19 protein-coding genes, 1 tRNA gene and 1 other annotated feature are annotated in these 19,068 nt (G+C 59.3%); of the genes, 17 read left to right on the top strand and 3 right to left on the bottom strand.

The annotated features are described in order from the left end of the window. The first annotated feature begins 116 nt into the window (after positions 1–116). From M2366_RS03690 to M2366_RS03655, 8 genes are read left to right on the top strand one after another with little or no spacing between them, the layout of a single operon-like run. Complete coding sequence (locus M2366_RS03690) at positions 117–1,337, top strand: anaerobic sulfatase maturase (protein WP_224432361.1); 1,221 nt, start codon at positions 117–119, stop codon at positions 1,335–1,337. Next, positions 1,334–2,338, top strand: coding sequence for a MoxR family ATPase (locus tag M2366_RS03685; RefSeq protein WP_259268984.1), 1,005 nt, complete (start codon positions 1,334–1,336; stop codon positions 2,336–2,338). Before M2366_RS03690 ends, M2366_RS03685 begins: the two co-directional genes overlap by 4 nt. Beyond that, positions 2,338–3,243 carry a DUF58 domain-containing protein gene (locus M2366_RS03680; protein ID WP_259236475.1) on the top strand — a complete coding sequence of 302 codons (906 nt, stop codon included), beginning with the start codon at positions 2,338–2,340 and terminating at the stop codon, positions 3,241–3,243. Before M2366_RS03685 ends, M2366_RS03680 begins: the two co-directional genes overlap by 1 nt. Further along, positions 3,244–3,684 (top strand): DUF4381 domain-containing protein, encoded by a 441-nt coding sequence (locus tag M2366_RS03675; protein ID WP_224432364.1) that lies wholly within the window; start codon positions 3,244–3,246, stop codon positions 3,682–3,684. Continuing rightward, entirely contained in the window at positions 3,677–4,654 is a 978-nt protein-coding gene (locus M2366_RS03670) for a VWA domain-containing protein (RefSeq protein WP_259268983.1), read from the top strand. Before M2366_RS03675 ends, M2366_RS03670 begins: the two co-directional genes overlap by 8 nt. Further along, positions 4,651–6,177 (top strand): VWA domain-containing protein, encoded by a 1,527-nt coding sequence (locus M2366_RS03665; protein ID WP_259268982.1) that lies wholly within the window; start codon positions 4,651–4,653, stop codon positions 6,175–6,177. Before M2366_RS03670 ends, M2366_RS03665 begins: the two co-directional genes overlap by 4 nt. After that, positions 6,174–7,187, top strand: coding sequence for an oxygen tolerance domain protein (locus M2366_RS03660; protein ID WP_259268981.1), 1,014 nt, complete (start codon positions 6,174–6,176; stop codon positions 7,185–7,187). The genes M2366_RS03665 and M2366_RS03660 overlap by 4 nt, the downstream gene beginning before the upstream one ends. A 2-nt stretch (positions 7,188–7,189) precedes the next feature. Then, on the top strand, positions 7,190–8,197 hold the full coding sequence (locus M2366_RS03655) for an HAD family phosphatase (RefSeq protein ID WP_259268980.1): 1,008 nt from the start codon (positions 7,190–7,192) through the stop codon (positions 8,195–8,197). A gap of 201 nt (positions 8,198–8,398) precedes the next feature. Here M2366_RS03655 and M2366_RS03650 read toward each other — a convergent pair. Together M2366_RS03650 and M2366_RS03645 are read right to left on the bottom strand one after the other, a co-directional pair. Then, a tRNA-Arg gene (locus M2366_RS03650) sits at positions 8,399–8,475 on the bottom strand. Positions 8,476–8,524: 49 nt separating this feature from the next. Continuing rightward, positions 8,525–9,679, bottom strand: a complete 1,155-nt coding sequence (locus M2366_RS03645; RefSeq protein WP_042041544.1) for a flagellar assembly protein FlgT — start codon at positions 9,677–9,679, stop codon at positions 8,525–8,527. A 158-nt stretch (positions 9,680–9,837) separates the two neighbouring features. Here M2366_RS03645 and M2366_RS03640 point away from each other — a divergent pair, with 158 nt between their 5' ends. Together M2366_RS03640 and M2366_RS03635 are read left to right on the top strand one after the other, a co-directional pair. Continuing rightward, positions 9,838–10,458, top strand: a complete 621-nt coding sequence (locus M2366_RS03640) for a FlgO family outer membrane protein (RefSeq protein ID WP_042041420.1) — start codon at positions 9,838–9,840, stop codon at positions 10,456–10,458. 46 nt (positions 10,459–10,504) lie between these two features. Beyond that, a complete protein-coding gene (locus M2366_RS03635; protein ID WP_042041422.1) occupies positions 10,505–10,933 on the top strand; it encodes an LPP20 family lipoprotein in 429 nt (142 codons plus the stop codon). Between the two features lie 179 nt (positions 10,934–11,112). Here the strand turns inward: M2366_RS03635 and M2366_RS03630 are convergent, their stop codons facing one another. After that, positions 11,113–12,282, bottom strand: a complete 1,170-nt coding sequence (locus M2366_RS03630; RefSeq protein WP_259236582.1) for a chorismate mutase — start codon at positions 12,280–12,282, stop codon at positions 11,113–11,115. A gap of 37 nt (positions 12,283–12,319) precedes the next feature. Further along, positions 12,320–12,441 (bottom strand) — a sequence feature (Phe leader region). A gap of 244 nt (positions 12,442–12,685) precedes the next feature. On the opposite strand from M2366_RS03630, the gene M2366_RS03625 reads away from it, so the two are divergent. The 7 genes from M2366_RS03625 (at position 12,686) to M2366_RS03595 (ending at position 19,034) form a co-directional block, all read left to right on the top strand. Continuing rightward, positions 12,686–13,522, top strand: coding sequence for a hypothetical protein (locus tag M2366_RS03625; RefSeq protein WP_259268979.1), 837 nt, complete (start codon positions 12,686–12,688; stop codon positions 13,520–13,522). Positions 13,523–13,619: 97 nt separating this feature from the next. After that, complete coding sequence (locus tag M2366_RS03620; RefSeq protein ID WP_259268978.1) at positions 13,620–14,180, top strand: DUF3157 family protein; 561 nt, start codon at positions 13,620–13,622, stop codon at positions 14,178–14,180. 172 nt (positions 14,181–14,352) lie between these two features. Next, entirely contained in the window at positions 14,353–14,976 is a 624-nt protein-coding gene (locus M2366_RS03615; protein WP_259268977.1) for an outer membrane beta-barrel protein, read from the top strand. Between the two features lie 184 nt (positions 14,977–15,160). Continuing rightward, the gene (locus M2366_RS03610; protein ID WP_042041430.1) at positions 15,161–16,105 is read left to right on the top strand and encodes a DUF523 and DUF1722 domain-containing protein; all 945 of its coding nucleotides are present in this window, start codon (positions 15,161–15,163) and stop codon (positions 16,103–16,105) included. Between the two features lie 31 nt (positions 16,106–16,136). Continuing rightward, complete coding sequence (locus tag M2366_RS03605) at positions 16,137–17,090, top strand: MerR family transcriptional regulator (protein WP_259268976.1); 954 nt, start codon at positions 16,137–16,139, stop codon at positions 17,088–17,090. Positions 17,091–17,143: 53 nt separating this feature from the next. Continuing rightward, positions 17,144–18,553, top strand: a complete 1,410-nt coding sequence (gene phrB, locus M2366_RS03600; protein ID WP_259268975.1) for a deoxyribodipyrimidine photo-lyase — start codon at positions 17,144–17,146, stop codon at positions 18,551–18,553. Between the two features lie 52 nt (positions 18,554–18,605). Further along, positions 18,606–19,034 (top strand): nuclear transport factor 2 family protein, encoded by a 429-nt coding sequence (locus tag M2366_RS03595; RefSeq protein WP_259268974.1) that lies wholly within the window; start codon positions 18,606–18,608, stop codon positions 19,032–19,034. Positions 19,035–19,068 lie beyond the last annotated feature (34 nt).

The raw sequence follows: 19,068 nt of genomic DNA, 5'->3' as shown, positions 1-19,068 counted from the left end.
ATTTGGGTGGGGATTTTCCCCACCCCTCTTTAGGGAGCATTATGAAGCACAGCACAACATTGCCTGTTAAAGCCTTGGCGTCGGCAGAGAAATATATCGGCAAGGGACCAGCTTGGGTGCGGCGTTTTCATGTGATGGCCAAGCCGACAGGCTCAACCTGCAACATAGATTGCACCTACTGCTTCTACCTGCATAAAGAAGAGTTGCTGCATCAGGATCGCCATACTGGTATGAGCGATGAGGTGCTGGAAAATTTTGTCCGTCAATACATTGCCAGCCAGGATGGAGAACAAGTTGTCTTCTCATGGCAAGGCGGTGAACCAACGCTGATGGGCCTGGGGTTTTTCCACAAGGTCGTCAAGTTTCAACAGCAATATAAAAAGCCGGGTCAACGCATCGAGAATGACCTGCAAACCAATGGCATCCTGATCAATGATCAATGGGCCGAGTTCCTGAAGGAACACCATTTTTTAGTGGGTCTGTCCATCGACGGGCCCCGTGAGTTACATGACAGATATCGCCTGACCCGCAGCGGCAAGCCCACCTTCGATAAGGTGATGGATGGGGTTGCCGCGCTCAAGCGCCATCAGGTTCCTTTCAATGCCCTCGTCACCATCAACCGCACCAATGCTCGCTTCCCCCTCGAGGTGTATCGTTTTCTGACTCAGGAGCTGGGGGCAACCTACATCCAGTTCAACCCTTGTGTTGAACCTGTCGATTTTAAGTCAACCGCGCCGCAGTTTTGGCATGACGACACCATTCCCGTAACGGGATCGCGACGGGCCAAACCGGGAGATCTGGATTCTATTGTGACGGATTGGTCGGTCGATCCCGATGACTGGGGACGCTTCCTGATCGCGGTGTTTGAGGAGTGGGTCAACAACGATCTGGGCCGTGTGCAGGTCAATCTGTTCGAGACGGCGGTTGCCCAGACCATGGGGATGCCTGCCCAGATCTGCATCACCTCGGAGTTTTGTGGCAAGGGGTTGGCCGTTGAGAAGAATGGCGATATCTATTCCTGCGATCACTACGTCTATCCGGAATATCAGTTGGGCAATATTGAGACCACCCCACTGGCGCACATGGCCTTTTCCGAGCGTCAGAAAGCCTTTGGGTTCGGCAAGAAAGATACCCTGCCTGACTACTGCAAGCGTTGTCCTTACCTCAGCCTGTGCTGGGGGGAGTGCCCTAAAAATCGCATAGTGAGAACCCCTGATGGCGAGTTGGGCCTCAACTACCTCTGCCCGGGCATCAAGGCCTTCTTCGACTTCGCCCAGCCCATGGTGGTGGGGATTGCCACTATCTTGCAAAACGAACAATCGGGAGCTCGTTCATGAGTCACAGGGAGAAGCTGCGCCAGCTTGAGCTGCGCATGAATGAACAGGTGATCGGGCAAGAGGGGTTGGTCAGGATGCTGATCATCGCGTTGCTGTGCGATGGGCACGTGCTGCTGGAGGGCTTGCCAGGCTTGGCCAAGACCCGCGCGGTGCGCGCGCTTGCCCGACAGATAGAAGGGGAATATAGCCGGATTCAGTTCACGCCTGATCTGCTGCCATCGGATATTACCGGCAGCGAAATCTACCAGCAGCATGCGACCACGGAGGAAGAGCAGTTCAGGTTCAGACCTGGCCCCGTGTTTGGCAATATCATTCTCGCCGACGAGATCAACCGCGCCTCCGCCCGGGTGCAGTCGGCCTTGCTCGAGGCGATGGAAGAGCGCCATGTGACCGTGGCTGGGAAAAGCTGGCCATTGCCAGGGCTCTTCATGGTGTTGGCCACTCAGAACCCGGTCGACCAGGAGGGGACCTGGCCACTGCCAGAGGCCCAGTTGGACAGATTCTTGATGAAAGTGTTGGTGGAGTATCCCTCCAAAGAGAACGAACAGCTTGTCATGCAACTGGTCAGGGCAGAACAGCGGGAGAAGTATGAGGGCATCAGCCCCGGCACAGACAGTGCGCCCTCTGTGATGCCAGACAAACTGGTGGCGCAACAGGATCTACAGGCCTGTTGGCAGGAGGTATCCCGAGTCCATGTTGCCCCGGCCATGGAGCACTATATCGTCAACCTGGTGGCCATGACCCGCCATCCGCAAGGGGTGAGTGACGTCCTGGCGAGCTACATCAGCCTCGGTGTCAGTCCACGGGGAACATTGGCACTGGAGCGCTGCGCCCGAGCCAACGCCTGGTTGGCAGGACGTGACAGCGTCTTGCCACAAGACATCAAGGATATTGCCCCTGCCGTGTTGCGCCATCGTCTGATGATGAGCTATCAGGCCAATGCGGACGGTTTCTCGGCAGATGATGCCATCCGGACACTGCTCGAGACCGTTGTCGCCTGATGGAACCATTATTCAGCATCGATCGCGCCGCATTGATGGCGCTGGCAGGGGAGGCCAAGTTGCTCAACAATGCCCCCGAGCGGCTTTCGCCAGGAGCCCTTGCCGGGGAGCGAGTCTCCCGTCAGCAGGGACGGGGCTTGAACTTTGAAGGGCTGCGCCGCTATCAGGAGGGTGATGACGTGCGCCTTATTGACTGGCAAGCCACGGCACGCCTGCGTACTCCCTGGATTCGTCTCTATAACGAGGAGCGGGAGAGGCCCGTTTTCCTGTTGATTGACCAACGCCTGGATATGTATTTCACCACGCGAGGCAAAACCAAGTCGGTGGCGGCCGCCATGATAGCTGGCCTGTTTGCCTGGCGCAGCTGGCATGACAGCGACCGCTTGGGGGCCGTGGTATTTAGCGATGAGGATCTGGCTGTCCACCCTTGCCGCTCCCCGAAACAGAATCTGGGACCGGTGCTTGAGGACATCAGCCGCTTCAATCAAGCCTTGGTACAGCGCTACCCTGCCGAGCCCCAGAAAGAGTTGGGATTGGCCGAGGTATTGCAGCAGGTGCATCGCTTGATCCCGCCGGGAGCCTGGCTGGCAATGATCAGTGATTTTCACGATCTGGATACGCGCTGTGAAGCCATCCTTGCGGGGTTAAGGCGCCGCTGTGAGGTGAATGCCTTCGTCGTCTATGACGATCTCCATCTGCGGCTCCCCACTCAGGGGACTGTGGGAGCCCGTTATCAGGGACTCGATGCCACAGTGTCGCTCTCGACCTCCATGACCCAGGACATTCAACGGGCTATCACCCAGCGGCTGGCAGATCAGGAGCAGCGTCTGAGCAGGTTAGGTGCCAGGGTTCATCATATTGTGACCAGCCAGGATCTGGTTCGGCAACTCCAGAAAGGGGCATGAATGCTTGAAAAAGGCTTTACCGTACCCGAGTTGCTGCACCCCCCCTTGCCAGCCAGTGTCTCTTGGTTGCCACAGGCCCCAGGTTGGTATCTGCTGGCTACCCTGCTGCTGCTGGGGGCGCTTGTTATGCTGATAAGCCGTCTCGCCCGTTGGCGGCGAAACCTGTGGCGGCGTGAGGCAAGCCAGCTGCTTACCACGCTGGAAGATGCCGATGGTTGGATCACCATGATCAAACGTATTTTACTCATGCATCGACCCCGCGCCGACATAGCGAAAGCCCTCTCGCCGGTGCAATTATTGGATGGCGTTCCCATCGACGAGGCACTGCGATCCCTGTTGTGCGAGCGTTACTGCCAACAGGATAATCAGTTGTCTGATGAACAAAATGCCCGATTGGTTCAGCAGGTCGCAACCTGGATAGGGAGCCTGCCTCATGTCTGATTGGCTATCCCGGTTTGACTTTGCCTGGCCCTGGGCCTGGTTGCTGATAATGCTGCCCCTCATCAGTCGTTTCTTGCTACCCCAAGAGCGGCCACTTGCAGAGTATGTACGGGTCCCTTTTCTCCCTCATCTGATCGAAGAGCTGAACCTCAAGGCGGCGCCGCCACAATCCAGTGTGTGGCAGCGCCTGTTGTTTTGGCTCATCTGGGGGTTGTTGGTCTGTGCACTGGCTCGCCCCGAGTTGCTGACCCCGCCTCAGCACATCACCAAACCGATGCGAGACATGGTGCTGATCCTCGATGTTTCTGGGTCCATGGGGAAAAATGATCTGCCAGGGGGGGATACCCGCTTGAAAGCCATGCAGGATTCTGTCGCCAAGTTTGTCTCGGCACGAAAACAAGACAGAATGGGTCTGGTTATTTTTGCCAGCAACGCTTACCCGTTTGCGCCGATCAGCGCGGATAAGCATGCGCTACAGGCTCGCATCACCCAGCTCGCTCCCGCCATGATAGGGGAGCAGACTGCCATTGGGGATGCCATCGGGGTTGCGGTCAAGATGCTAGACAAGGGACAAGATGAGGACACCAGCAAGTTAGCCATCTTGTTGACGGATGGCAATGATACTGCCTCGCAGCTGGCGCCGACCCTGGCCGCCCAGTTGGCCGCCAAGCATCAGGTGCAGATCCACACCATCGCCTTTGGGGATGAACAGAGTGAGGGCGATGACAAGGTCGATCTTGCCCTGTTAAAGCAGATAGCCGACATCACCGGGGGGCGTAGCTGGCAAGCGGCGCGCACGGGCGCGGCCCTCGATAGCGCTTGGCAAGCCATTGATGAGCTGACGCCGGTACAGGTGAAAACCCTGGGCTGGTCCTGGCAGCAGCCCTTATACCAATGGCCCTTGTTGCTGGCCCTGCTGCTCTTGTTGCTCTCGACCCTGGTGGCTCATCGCAAGGAGAGCCTGACATGAGCGATTTTCATTTCCTCTACCCCTGGCGTCTGCTGGGCTTGCTGCTCTGCGTGGGCCTGTGGTTTGTGGTCCGCCATTCGCGAAGTGCCTGGTATCAGGTCATGGACAAGCCGGTGGCCAAGGCACTGATCATCGGGCAAACAAGGCCCTTGCTGCAGCTGTTACCCCTATTGTGTGTGTTGGGGGTGATTGGGTTGGCGGGACCGAGTTGGCAGAAGCAGCTGCCCGCAGCCTTGTCGCCACAGAGCAGCGTCATGGTGTTGTTTCAACAGGATCTGGCGATGTATGCGCAAGATCTGACCCCCAGTCGCCACCAACGCATGCAGCACAAGATAATGTCACTGGTGTCGCGCTCCCCCGGCACTGGATTTGGGCTCATCGCCTATGACAGTTCTGCGCACCTGACCACGCCCTTGACCCAGGATCCGGACTTCTTCTCCCTCTTTCTCGACGCGCAAGATCCGGGATTGATGCCCAAGGGGGACGGTTCGGCTCTGGGTCAAGCCATTGATCTGGCGCAGAAAAACTTACCTGACACCCCGGATGGGGCAAACAGCTTGCTGATCGTCGCGGATGCCATCACGGCCGAGGAGGCGACCTTCTTGACCGGGTCCAGACTCCCCGTGCAGGTCTGGGTCGTGGGCACAGAGCGAGGGGGCACCATGCCGGCGGCTTATGCCGATCGCGGTATCGATACCCGGCTCAATGTCGACCAGTTTCAGTCCCTGCAAGATGCCGGCATCCCGGTCACCCTGGCCAGTGCTGATGATGGGGATATCGCCGCCATCTCGGGCAACATCGCCCATGCGGTGCAGGCGCAGAACAATGCACGCCAGGATCTGAAGTGGAAAGACAGTGGCTACTGGTTGGTGATTCCCATCTTGGTGCTGCTGCTCTTTTGGCGCAGGCAACTGCTGTGTGTGGCATTGGTGGCCTTGCCGCTCGGCCTCTACTCCGGCCACAGCGAGGCCGCTTGGATCAACTGGTGGTTGACAGGGGATCAGCAAGGTCAGCTTGCGTTTGATCGCCAGGATTATGCCCAGGCGGCGCAACAGTTTGAGGAGCCCTTGCGCCGGGGGCTAGCCAGCTATTACGCCGGGGATTATGTGGCGGCTTCGACCGCCTTGCGCCAGGCGCCAGCGACGCCGGAGTCTCTGCTCTGGCTTGGTAACAGCTATGCCCAGCAGAAATCCTGGCAACAGGCGATAGACAGTTATGATCAGGCCCTCAGTCTGCGCCCCGACTGGGAGATGGCACAGGCCAACCGTGCCAAGATAGCCGAGATCATCATGCAACTGCGTAAAAAAGAGCGGGACAAAGAGGCCTCACAAGAGGAGCAAGAGGGGATTGATCCCGATGAGATCAAAGATGATCTGAAAAAAGGGGAGGGGGTCAATCAGCAGGATATCCAACCAGGGGACACTGCCAATCCCCAGTTGGAGCAGTGGTATGACAATGTGCAACTTTCTCCTGCGGGCTTGCTGCGCAATCTTTATCAGGCCGACCCGCCGGAGGGCCAATGAGACACTGGCTATTGCTACTGCTGATCATCAGTTTTCCAGGGCACAGCGAGATGAATATCAGCCGTGAGCTGGTGGCACCTGCCAAGGTCGTGCCGGGCCAACCGTTGCGCATTGCCGTGACTTACTGGACAGATTCCTGGTTCAACCCGCCGCCAAGCTGGCCCGATATGGTCGTCGAGAATGGTGCCCTGCTGACCACCCCGCTGCCCAATCAGCTGTTGACGCGTCAGGAGGGGGGAAAGAGCTGGAGTGGTATTCGGCTGGAGAAACTGGTGGCTGCCTGGGATCAGGGTAGCCTCAGGTTTGCACCGATGGAGGTGACCCTCTCCTCGGCGGGGCAGGCGCCTCATACGGTTCAACTGCCTGCCATAGAGCAAGCGATCGCCTGGCCTGCGGATGTCCGGCAACCGGATCGTTTTTTGCCCGCCAGCAAGGTGACGCTGACCCAGCAGATTGCACTTTATCGCGCAGGAGAGGGCGATAGCCTGCATGCCGGCGACGCTATCGAGCGTCAGGTGACGGTGAAGGCAGAAGGAGCCGTGCCCGCACAAATACCGCAACTGCTCTACGCCATCCAAGGAACGCAAACCCAGCGACTCACCCCCGTGAGTGGGCTGCTGGAGTCTGGGCGAGGCGACTTCCTTGGTGGCCAACGCGAAGAGCGCCTGCGCTATCTGCCCGTGCAACAAGGCACCATCACTCTCCCACCGCTCGCCTTGAGGTGGTGGGATACCGAGCGGCAAGAGTGGCAATTGGCCGAACTTCCCGGAGCCGATTACCAGATAGGGGCCCCCCGGGCCGCCGGTCGGGAAGCTGTGTTGCGTGCTTCGGCCCAGGCTCACCCATGGTGGTATGCACTGACAATCTCAATACTCATCATCTTGGCTGGTGCCGGATACCTGGCACGTCGTCCGCTCCGGCGTAGCTGGCTGTTTGCCCAGGCCGCCATAAAACGATTCTGGGATCCTGTTCCCTTACCCGATCTCATCCCGACTACGAAGGAGAAATGAAGATGAAGCTAAACCGCATACTCTGCGCCTTGATCCTGGGCACGGCATTTTGTGCGAATGCCGAAAGCGTTCCCGACCCTCTCTCGGCCTGGCAAGAGACGGCGGCCAAGGGCTCCATCAAAGCCTGGGTGGCTGGTGCGACCGAGGCGGGCGCCAACACCTTCATTCCGGTCAACAAGCGTTATGTCGTCTTTGACAACGATGGCACCCTCTGGCCCGAGGCTCCGCTGACCTTCCAATTGCAGTTCGCCATCGATGAGATAAAGCGGCTCGCCCCGACACATCCCGAGTGGCAGCAAGATGCCATCGTCAAGGCGGTCTTGGCCAATGACATGAAAACGCTGGTCAAGGCGGGCAAACCTGGTCTGATGCAGCTGCTGACCTTGACTCACAGTGACATGACCACAGAGGAATATGCCAAGCGGGTTCGACACTGGTTGGATAACCGCGAGCATCCACGCTTTGGTTGCCATTATGACCAACTTGCTTATCTGCCCATGAAACAACTGCTTGAATATTTGCGGGATAATGGTTTCAAAACCTGGATAGTTTCCGGTGGTGGCATCGATTTTATGCGCGTCTTCGCCGAGCAGATGTACGGCATTCCTCCTGAGCAAGTGGTGGGTTCTTTTGCGCTGGGCGAGTTTGCGGTGGCAGAGGATGGCACCTCGATAAGGAAGACGATGAAGGGGGCCTATTACGATGATGAGGCCGCCAAACCTGCCGCTATCCACCTCTTTATGGGTCAGCGTCCGGTGGGTGCATTTGGCAACAGTGACGGAGATGTTCCTATGTTGCAGTACACCACGAGCAATCCTGACTTCAAGCCATTTGGCCTGATTGTTCGCCATACGGATGAGACGCGGGAATATGCCTATGACAGCCATCCCCCCAGCAGCGGTACTCTGGTGGAGGGGCTGAAACTGGCGCCCAAATATGGCTGGACAGTGGTCGACATGAAAAAGGACTGGAAAGTGGTATTTGACCCGGCGCAGTGCGCCTTCAAATAGGCTATCTCCCAGATAGGATTCATAGAGATCGTTGACTGAGGCTTATCGACCTTGTTTGCCTGAATGCCCCTTGTTACTCCCTCACAATGTCGCAAGCACTCTGCATCAGGCCTTGGGGTAATCGCGTGTAGCCGAGAGGGGAAACGGGCCGAAAATGACAAAGGGATTAGCATCATAAAGATGCTAATCCCTCGTTGTATCTGGTGCTCCCGACTGGATTCGAACCAGTGGCCTGTCCCTTAGGAGGGGACCGCTCTATCCAGCTGAGCTACGGGAGCGAGTGGCGGGCATTATACAAAAACCACCGCACTTTTAAACTCTTGATTTCTATTCCAATAGGGCAAAATCGCCGACTTGGATGTTAAATGGCGAATATTTGTTCCGTGTCGACAGTATGGCGCCGTCATCAAACAGCTGAACCACCTCGAACAGGCCATTGGCCGGGTTGCGTTGCATGCGTGCCTTGCCGTAGGGATCGGTGAAGTCGGCGCTGTGCTGGATGCGGAATTGATCCCCCAGCTTGACGCCATTTAGCCGCCCCAGATTGATATGGGGGCCGCGCTCGCCCATGGCGACGATGCGGGCGGTGACCGGGGCGCAACTCAGCTGGCTGATGATGTCCTGCACCGCCTGCTTGAGCTGATAATCCACCTCCTGGCCGTAGCTGGAACGCCAGAATTCACTGCTGTCACTGCCTACCTGGTCTTGCTTGGCGAAGGTCCAGTCGGCGCGCCCCTGGTACTCCTTGCGGCCCATCAGGCTGCCGTTGATGCCATCAAACAGATAGAGCTGCATGCGAAAACTGCGCACCGGATCCCGATACCAGCTGGTCAGCTGGTTGCCCTGAGGCTCGAGGGAGAGATCGTCCAGGCTGCCGAGCACCAGATACTGGCTGTCGGTGCGCAGACTCAGCGCCTTGATCTCCTCCAGGGCGCTGCGATCCCCCTGTTGCAGGTGCAGCGGGTCTATGGCGAGGTTCTCATCGAGCCACTGATGTGCCAACACCCCTTTGGGGGCGGCGGCCAGTTGCTCGAACAGGCGGCGGGAGAGGCTGGCGGGCAGATCGTCGAGGGCGCCATAGCTCGCCTGCTCGGGATGACGCAACCTGAGCCGGACCAGCGTCAAATCCTTGGCGTACTCCTGGCTCGGACAGATCTGGCGCTGGGCCTGGATATCGGCCTGGACAGTGATGTACATGCGGCCGTTGCGCACCTCTTCGCGTTTGAGGCGATAGTGGCGAATGTCCCCCCCTGAACGGATCTGGATCTGCTCGGATTTCAGGCTGCCGTTTTCCAGGCGCTGCACGCTGGAGACGGCGGCGCCGCTGGCCAACAGCGCCTGGCGCAGGGCATCCCGGGTGGCTTCCTCGCGGGCATAGGCCTCGTCGCCATCCAGGATGGCGGCGCTGCCCTGGGCCTCGATCAGCTCGGCTCGCAGGCCAGTGGTGACCAGCAGCAGGGCAAGCAGCAGCGACGTTTTGATTATTCTCATAACATGAACCTTGCAGGGGGCAGGGAGTTCCCATGCCGACTCGGGTGTGGATGCTGGCGAAAATAAAGCAAGAGTCGTGCCTTATTCCACACTCAAGCTTTGTCAGTCTCGTCCGATAACAGGTGAGATGCAGAACAGGAAGCTTATCCATGAATAGATTGATCACGGCGTTGGCCCTTGCCCTGGCCTTGTCTGCCTGTGGTTCCGAGCCCATAGACCGCAAGGTGGGGGATCCCCGCCAGGCCGCGCCCGGTATGGAGCTGAACTGGCTGGTGGCGCGCATGACCGATCAGCTGATGGAGCGCAAATCCCTCTCCACCCTGACCGAACCCATTGCCGTCTCCTCCTTCGTCGATCTCGATACCCTGCAGGACACCAACTGGATGGGCCAGCAGATAGAAGAGGGCTTCATCTATGAGCTGAACCGGCGCGGTGAGGTGGTGGTCGACTTCAAGATGACCGGCAATATCAAGGTGACCCCGCAAGGGGACTTCGTGATGAGCCGCAACTACAAGGATCTCTCTGCCAGGCTGCCCATCACCCGCATCCTGACCGGCACCTTCAGCCGCAACAAGCAGGGCATTTTAGTGAACGCCCGCATCATAGACTTGCGTACCAAGATGGTGGAGACCACGGCCCAGAGCCTGATCCCGCTGCAGTACCTCTCTGGTGCCAGCAACTCATTCGGACGTGCCTCGGTCAACCGGGGCCTGTTGCAGCGCGGCTCGGGGACAACCCCTCAGGGCCACCTGGTCAACCTGACCCCCTGAGGGTGCGGCGCCGGTGCGCCCCCCAAGCCAAGATGGAGTAAGCAAGATGAAGACCCTGTTTGGATGCCTGCTCGCCCTGCTGCTCACCGCATGCAGTGGCAACCGTGTGGTGGAATATGGCAACAACGTCAGTGAGCCGGATGATTTCCCCGTGCTCAAGGCGGTGGGATATGCGGTGATCGACATCCAGCCCGGCCCCTCCCAGTCCGAGCGGATGCTGCAAGCCATTCGCGCCTCCAAGATGGATGCCTATCGTGAACTGGCCGAGCAGCTCAATGGCCAGCAGGTCAGTGCCAGCTCCCGCTATCAGGATCTCAAACAGGTCTCCAATGCCCTGGATGTCTCGGTGGCAGGCATGGTGCGTGGCGCCCGGGTGGTGGCGACCTATCCCCGTGGCAACACCTATGCCACCGAGCTGGAGCTTGATACTCGCAACCTCTACCATCTCAATCAGTTGATGGCGGGGCAATACTGAGCATCAGTCTCTATTGACGGCATCGCTAGATAGCAACCAGTTGCGTAGAAAACAACAAGGCGACCCGTGGGTCGCCTTGTTGTTTTCGCGGCATGTTGCTTGTCGATTCAGGTGCCCTGCATGGTGCGGGGCGGCGCTATCTTGCCGCCCCTACCTGACGCCTGAACCCCTGGTTTGGCTTATCCCAGGATAACGGGGGGCACGGCCGTGGGTTTGACATCCTCGCTCGGGTAGCAGCCCAGCACCTTGATGTAGCGGGTGATCTGGGTCAGCTCGACCAGGGCCGCCTGCATCTCGGCGCTCTGCAAATTGGCCGAGACATCCAGATAGAACATCTCCTCCCAGGGGTTGCCCTGCACGGGGCGGGACTCCAGCTTGGTCATGTTGATGCTGTTATTGCGCAGCACCAGCAGCGCCTCGACCAGGGAGCCCGGCTTTTGCGAGGTGGACATGATGAGCGTGGTCTTGGCCGGGATCTGCGACGCCACATCGATGGGCTTGCGCGCCACGACGATGAAGCGGCTGTAGTTCTCTTTCTGGTTGGCCAACTGCTCGGCCAGCACCGTCAGGCCATACAACTCGCCGCCATCCGCACTGCCAATGGCCGCCGCCTCGGGGCTGGCCAGCTCTTTCACTTTCATCATGGCACTGGAGGAGGAGTCGCAGATCTCGTGGCGGGCTCCCTCCAGTTTGCTCAGGTAGTGAGAGCACTGCTGGAACACCTGGGGATGGGCGTAGAAGGTCTTGATGCGTTCGAGCCCGGTCGGCACGGCCGTCAGCACGCAGTGCTCAATCGGATAAGTCAGCTCGCCGACGATGGAGAGGCTGGTGTGCTGCATCACGTCATACACCTCGTTGATGGAGCCCGAGCTGGTGTTCTCGATGGGCAGCACCCCGAAGGCGGCACGGCCTGACTCCACGGAGTCCAGTACCTCGCGGAAGTTCTGGCAGTTGACCTCGACCACCTGATCCTTGTAGCGGGCCAGGTACTTGCGTGCCGCCAGGCTGGAGTAGGAGCCACGGGGCCCCAGGTAGGCGACGCTGGTCATGGGCTCTTGCTGCTCAGGGTTGAGCAGCCCTTGCAGGTAGGCCTGCTGGGAGAGCACCGAATCTTCGATGATGGTGTGATAGAGACGGGTCACATACTGGGCATCCAGACCCAGCACCCGCCCTTTCTGGATCAGGGCGACCAGCAGATCCTGCTCCCGCTGATGATCGCGAATGGGGCGCGGATTGGCTTGTTTGGCGCGGGCGACCGCTATGCTCAGGGCCTTGCGCTTGGCCAGCAGGGCAAGCAGCTCCTGATCCAACTGGGTGATGTCCTGCCTGATGTCGTCTAGGGTTACCATGATACGTACCTGTCCAGATATGCCATTGATATTATTCATAAAAAAGCCTCCGCTAGGGAGGCTCGATTCGTCTTTAGTTTCCGGTTTATACGACGATTGGCCTTCCCTCAGGTGGGCCGGATAAACGAGAAGCGAAAGAGGAATAGTGAATGCATGGGACTGCCTTGGAATGTCAATGCCCTAGCTTTAAGGGATTTGCCGGTGTGATGCAAGTAAAACTTGCCAGCAGGGGATGCTCATTGACGGCTGCGGACAGGGTCGCATTCGCTGATATGGGCGGCTTGATCTGGATCATGATTAATAGTCATTGACGATGGAAGTGTCATTTTTCTGATGTCTCATTTATGGCCCATTCAGGATCCTCGGGTCAAAATGCCCTTCTGGATTCACAGACGAGGCATCCATGGATACCAATATTGTTCTACTGAATCAGGGATATGATCAGACTTTTCAGGCCAGGGAGCAGCGCCTCATCGACATCCTGTCCACCTATGACGAGCTGGTCGTCTCTTTCTCGGGACGGTTGGAATCTTGCTATGGCATGGATCTCTGTCGCGCCAGCGGGACGCGCATCCGTGCCCTGACCCTGGACAATCCACTGCTCAGCCGACGTGAGTTGGCTCGCGCCCATCGCTACTGCCAGCGCTACAACATAGAGCAGCGCGTCCTCAAGACCGACGAGATGCTGTTTTGCGATATCGAGCAGCCGCCCAAGGTGGCGCGGGATCCGGTGCGTCTCATCGATGAGGCCAGGGCGCAACAGGCGGGCTGGGAACATCTGCCGCTGCTGATCCCGGCGTCGGTCGAGGAGATGCAGGCCTATCTGGGGCGCTTTCATCAGGCGCCGCCACGGACTCTCTGGCTCTTCGCCAGGGAGGGCATGTGCCACAGGGATTTTCGTTACGGTTTCCACAAGCGTGAACTCGACCGCTGGGGCAAGGCCAGCGGTGGCTACCTCAATCGCCGATTCCAGCACATCAGCCAGATGGATCGAAGCCATGTACAGATGATCGACATGGCGGAGCAGGTCCTGGCCGACATGGGACTCGACGAGGCGGAGGTGCATTTTCACACCCTGAGCGATGACTGCATCACCCTGGCCAGGGTGCGGCTGCCATCCCATCAGCGCGCCCATGGGTTCGATCGTCAACTCGACATCTATCGCGCCCTCAAGGGGATGGCCTTTGACTATGTCACCCTGGACATGGCCCTGCCCAATTGCCATGACATCGCGGGTTGACCGGTCGTGACGCCAGCAGTGTGAGCGGCGTCATAGGCAAGCAGGGGGCGACTGTTTATACTGGCGCCCCTTTTTGCATCTGCCTGACAGGAATGCCATGAAAGCCCTTCCCCTGCTGCTCGCCCTCTCCCTCGGTCCAGTGCTGGCCCAGGCCGCGCCGCTCACTCAGGTGACCCTGGCCGACGGCCGTGTGGTACAGCTCAACGATGACTTCAGCTGGGAGTACCTGCTGATCAAGCCTGCAAAGAGCAGCACAACGACGACGCAGACCACGACCCCTCGCGCCGTGGCTGTGCCCGTATTGACCGAGCAGGCCCTGGCCAATCCCAAGTTGCTGAGCGAGGCATCCCGGGATGGTGTGGTGGTGAGCCTGGACAGCCTGGTGGCGGAAGATCCCTATCGGCTGCATTTCATGGTGCACAACACCGGGACCCGCAACGTGGTCGGTGTGCGGGGCTATGTCAGCCTGTTCGATGGTCAGGGTGTCCAGTTGGTGCGCCAGGAGGCCCGCTTCTGGGTCGCCGAGAACCGCCTGCCCGAGACCTATCTGCGCAAGGGCGAGAAGCGTCCTTCCCTCGAGATCGAGATGGCCAGGCCGGCCGGGCAGGGTGACCAGCCTCTGGTGCGGGTCGAGATAGAGGAAGTGCTGTTCCGTTGAGCCCTGTTGTCGATAAAAACCTCCTGCGGGAGGTTTTTTTATGCCTAAAAACAGTCGGTTAAATCTGACAGCAACAGTTGCTTACATCTGACATGGTTTGGCAACAGCTTGGCTCTCGGCACCGGGAGGGGAGATGTGCACAATGACGCCATCTCAACGAGGAGTCATCAAAATGAAAAAACTTACCCTTTCCGTCATGGTGCTGGCCGCCTGCTCTTCCGCTTCCGCCATGGCGCAGGATGCCTTCAGTTATGCCAAAGGGGCCGCGACCTGGGCCCATACCAAGTCCGAGTTCGTGGGTGGCAAGGACAATGACAATCGCGACTTTGGTGGTCTGAGCCTGGACTTGTCCAAGTCCTTTGCAGGCAACTTCTATGGTCGTTTCGGTTCCGAATACAGCTCCCGCAACAGCGGCAATGACAGCATGGCCATCTCCAGCCTGGGCGTGGGTGTGTTCACGCCGATCAGCACCGGCCTGAACCTCTATGGGGAGACCGGCCTGATGGGTTACAGCCTGGAGCGCGAGTTGAGCCATGACGTCGAGGGTTGGGACTCCGTGGCCCGCAAGCAGAGCGGCAGTCTCTATGGTGAAGTGGGCATGCGTTACGACCTGGGTCAGGTTGAACTCTCTACCGCCTATCGCTACGCCAACATGACCGACGACATGCAAGACTTCAAGGTCGGCGCTGCCTACAAGCTCACCCAGAGTTTGGCCCTGACCGCCGATTACACCTATCGCCACTGGGACTTGCAGCAAGGCTCCATCACCAGCCTGGGTGTGAAGTACAGCTTCTGATCCTCTTGTTCATACTGGATTTCCCCCAAGTAAGCCGCTTGCCCATGACAGTGTCATGGGCTTTTTTATTTTCCGGTGATCCTGTTTTCCCCCTTGTGTCGTATCGGTTCGTAATAGTTATACAACTTTCATTTCTTTGTATAACTGCTATAACTGGTTCAATGCTTATACAAGGGGCGCAATCATGTACAAGATCAAGGTCGGTATCAGTGCCTGTCTGCTGGGGCAGGAAGTGCGCTTCGACGGGGGCCACAAGCGCTCCAGTTTCTGCGAACGGGATCTTGGCGTCCACTTCGAATACCAGCCTATCTGCCCGGAGATGGCCATAGGACTGGGCTCGCCCCGGGCCGCCATCCGCCTGGTCAAGCGCCAGGGGTCGATCCGCGCCGAGGCGAGCAATGGCAGCTTCGATGTCACCGACGCCCTGACGGCCTTCAGTGAACGGCAGGTGCGCCAGCTTGACCACATCGCCGGCTACATCCTCTGCGCCAAGTCGCCGAGCTGCGGCATGGAGCGGGTGCGCATTTACTCGACCAACAACGAGGGCAGTGCCAAGGAGGGCATTGGCCTGTTCGCCAAGGCGCTGATGGAGGCCAACCCCCTGTTGCCGGTGGAGGAAGATGGCCGCCTTTGCGACCCCATATTGCGGGAGAACTTCGTGTTGCGGGTGTTCGCCTATCACGACTGGCAACAGTTGTGTGCCAGCGGGATCAGCAAGGCGAGCCTGATTGCCTTTCACTCCCGCTACAAATATCTGGTCTTCTCCCATGCCCCCAGCCACTACCAGGCCCTCGGCCGGTTGCTCGGCAACTTGCATCAACAAACCCTCTCCCAGAGTGCCGACGCTTATATCAAGGGGTTGATGACGGCGCTCAAGCTGCGCGCCAATCGCCGTGGTCATGCCAATGTGTTGATGCATTTGCAGGGTTACTTCAAACAGGTGTTGAGTCAGGGCCAGAAGCAGGAGCTGGCCGAGACAATAGAGAAGTACCGCACCGGTCTGTTGCCACTGCTGGTGCCGCTCACCCTGATCCGTCACTACCTGCGCGAATATCCCAATGCCTATCTCGCCGATCAGGTCTATCTCAATCCGCATCCCGAGGCGCTCAGGCTCCGATATGGGCTCTGAACCCCGGGAAGCCCGCAAGGTGAACTCACTCATGCATGATCCATCCGTTTCATCACAACAGACAGCCCCGCAAGAGGGGGAGGAGCGGGAGGCGGCCTCGGGGGAGGCGCGCTACCCCATCCGCGAGGTATCCCGCCTGACCGGGGTCAATGCCGTGACCCTGCGCGCCTGGCAGCGCCGTTACGGTCTGGTGCAGCCGGCTCGCACCGAGAAGGGGCATCGCCTCTACAGCGAACAGGATATCCGGCACATAGAGGCGATCCTGAGCTGGCTGGAGCGGGGGGTGAGCATAGGTCAGGTCAAGGGGTTGCTTGGCGATAGCCAGAGTGTGGCGCCAAGTGATCACTGGCAACAGAGCCAGGAGAGCCTCTGGCAGCTGCTGCTCGATCTCAAGACCCGCCAGCTGGAACAGGGGCTCAACGATCTGATCGCCAGTTACCCGTTCGATCTGGTGCGCAGCCAGCTGCTCGAACCCGTGCTGGATCGACTGATGGCCATGACCGACAGGCCGGATGCGGATCTGTTGCGTCACCACTGGCTAGACTGGCTCGCCCACTACTTCGGTCGCCACCTGGTCGGTCAGGGGAAGGGGCGGCCACTGACGCTGGCGAGCTGGGGCAAGGTGGGGCCACTCGCACTGCTCTGGCACGCTTATGAACTGATCAATCAGGGTTATGAGGTGCAACTCATCGGCCCTTGCGACCCCAGGCTCGCCCAACTGCTTGCCGGTCGCAGCCATGACAACTGGCTGGTGCTGATGGGCGCGGCCATTCCCAGGGGGGAGCTGACGACCCCCTGGCCAGTGGGTACTCAGGCCATGGGCCCCCTGGGCCGTCTCTACCCTGAGCCGCCCCAGATCGATGCCTTGCAGGCCCTTGCCTGGCAGCCGAGCCTGGCTGACTGGCTCGCCATGCAGCCGAACCCTGTCCCTGCCGGCAGAGGCTCCGGGGGGCAATCGAGGGGCAAGTCCGCAGCCAAAGGGTGAAGGGGGCCTCTCTCTCTCATCGCGTTTTTAATGGAATTGAAACAGGAGCGACCATGAAGCTGGTCTGGTTTCGAAACGATCTGCGTCTGCGGGATAACCCGGCGCTGCGCCACGCCTGCGCCGAACCGGGCGAGCTGGCCGCCCTCTTTGTCATCAGCCAGGGGCAGTGGCGCCAGCATCATATGGCCGACATTCGCCGGGATTTCATGCTGGCGCAGCTCGATACCCTGGGCGCAGGATTGGCGGCCCTCGGCATCCGCCTTCACCTGCTCGAGGTCGAGACCTTCGCCGAGCTCCCCGAGGCGCTGGCCAGGTTCAGTCACGATCTGGGGGTCACCCATCTTTATGCCAATCAGGCCATAGAGATAGACGAGCTACGCCGCGATGGCGCCGTGAGTGCGCGGCTGGCGCAGGAGGGCATTGGCTGTCACTGGTTCAACGGCTGCTGCGTACTGCCACCGGGGCGAGTGCTGACCGGCAGTGGTGAGATGTTCAAGGTATTCACCCCCTTTAGCCGGGCCTGGCTCAAGGCCCTCGATGAGGACGGCTTTGTCATTCACCGCGCCCCTCCTCCCCGGGGCAAGCCATTAGCCTGGGCATCCCTGGTGTCGTCCGGGCTGACCAAGCCCTGGGATAACGCCCACTGGCCGGTGGGAGAGGAGGAGGCCGAGCGCCGTCTGCACCTCTTCCTCGAGCAGGGGGTGCTGGACTATCCCGCAGCGCGAGATTTTCCCGCCCTGCCGGGCACCTCCTGCCTCTCCCCCTATCTGGCGGCGGGCATCATCAGCCCGCGTCAGTGCGTGGCGGCATTGCAGCAGCGGCTCGGTCATCGGCCTCAAGCCAAAGGGCAACCCGGCTATGTCTGGTTGAGTGAGCTCATCTGGCGCGAGTTCTACCGTCACTTGCTGGTGAAGGTGCCGGGCCTCTCCATGAACTTGCCGTTCAAACCGGAAACAGCGGCCCTGCCCTGGAGCTGGGATCCGCTGGCCTTCGCCGCCTGGCGCGAGGGGCGCACCGGTTTTCCCATCGTCGACGCCGCCATGCGCTGCCTCAACGCCACCGGCTGGATGCACAACCGGCTGCGGATGATAGTGGCGAGCTTTCTCACCAAGGATCTGCACATTCACTGGCGGCTGGGGGAGGAGTACTTCATGAGCAAGCTGATCGATGGCGATCTGGCTGCCAATAACGGTGGCTGGCAATGGGCGGCGGGAACGGGCGCCGATGCCGCCCCCTATTTTCGGGTGTTCAATCCGACTACTCAGGGCCAACGTTTTGATCCACAAGGGGAGTTTGTGCGTACTTGGGTAACAGAGCTGATTGATGTGCCGGAGCCATACCTGCATCAACCCCATGAGTGGTTAAGAGCCAAGGGGCGCGATGGGTATCCGGCTCCCATGGTGGACCACGGCAAAGCGAGGCTGGTGGCCATCGATATGTTCCGTCATCTGGAGAAACCTTGATGAGTGACTCTGTTATTTCGTTTCTGGCCTTCTGCGCTGACCGAGCGCTGACATGAGCGCGGCCCTGGATCGTTTTATCTCGCTCTATCAGGGGCTCGACAAGCATCAGCTCCACCGACTGCGGGAGATCTATGCCGAGGATGTGCTGTTCGTGGATCCGGCCCATCGCATCCAGGGGCTGGCGGCCCTCGAACACTACTTCGCCGAGCTGTATGGCGGGCTCGAATCCTGCACCTTCGAGATAGAACGCAGTCAGCAGCAGGGCGACTGTGCCTGGCTCGGCTGGACCATGACACTGCGTCATCCGCGGTTGGCCCGGGGGGCGCCGGTGAGCGTGCGGGGCGCCACAGCGCTGGAGTTCAATAACGCGGGCCAGGTTCGCCTGCATCAAGACTATTTCGACCTGGGCGCCATGCTCTACGAGCAGTTGCCCCTGCTCGGCCCCCTGGTCCGCATCATCAAGGGAAGGTTGGGGAAATGATGGCTAACTCATTATTTCAGTTAGCGATTTCTCT

Source organism: Aeromonas sp. BIGb0405 (assembly GCF_024807335.1).
GTDB lineage: Bacteria > Pseudomonadota > Gammaproteobacteria > Enterobacterales > Aeromonadaceae > Aeromonas > Aeromonas rivuli.
Note: the sequence above shows the minus strand (reverse complement) of the source record. Positions and strands in the feature narration are given on the sequence as shown.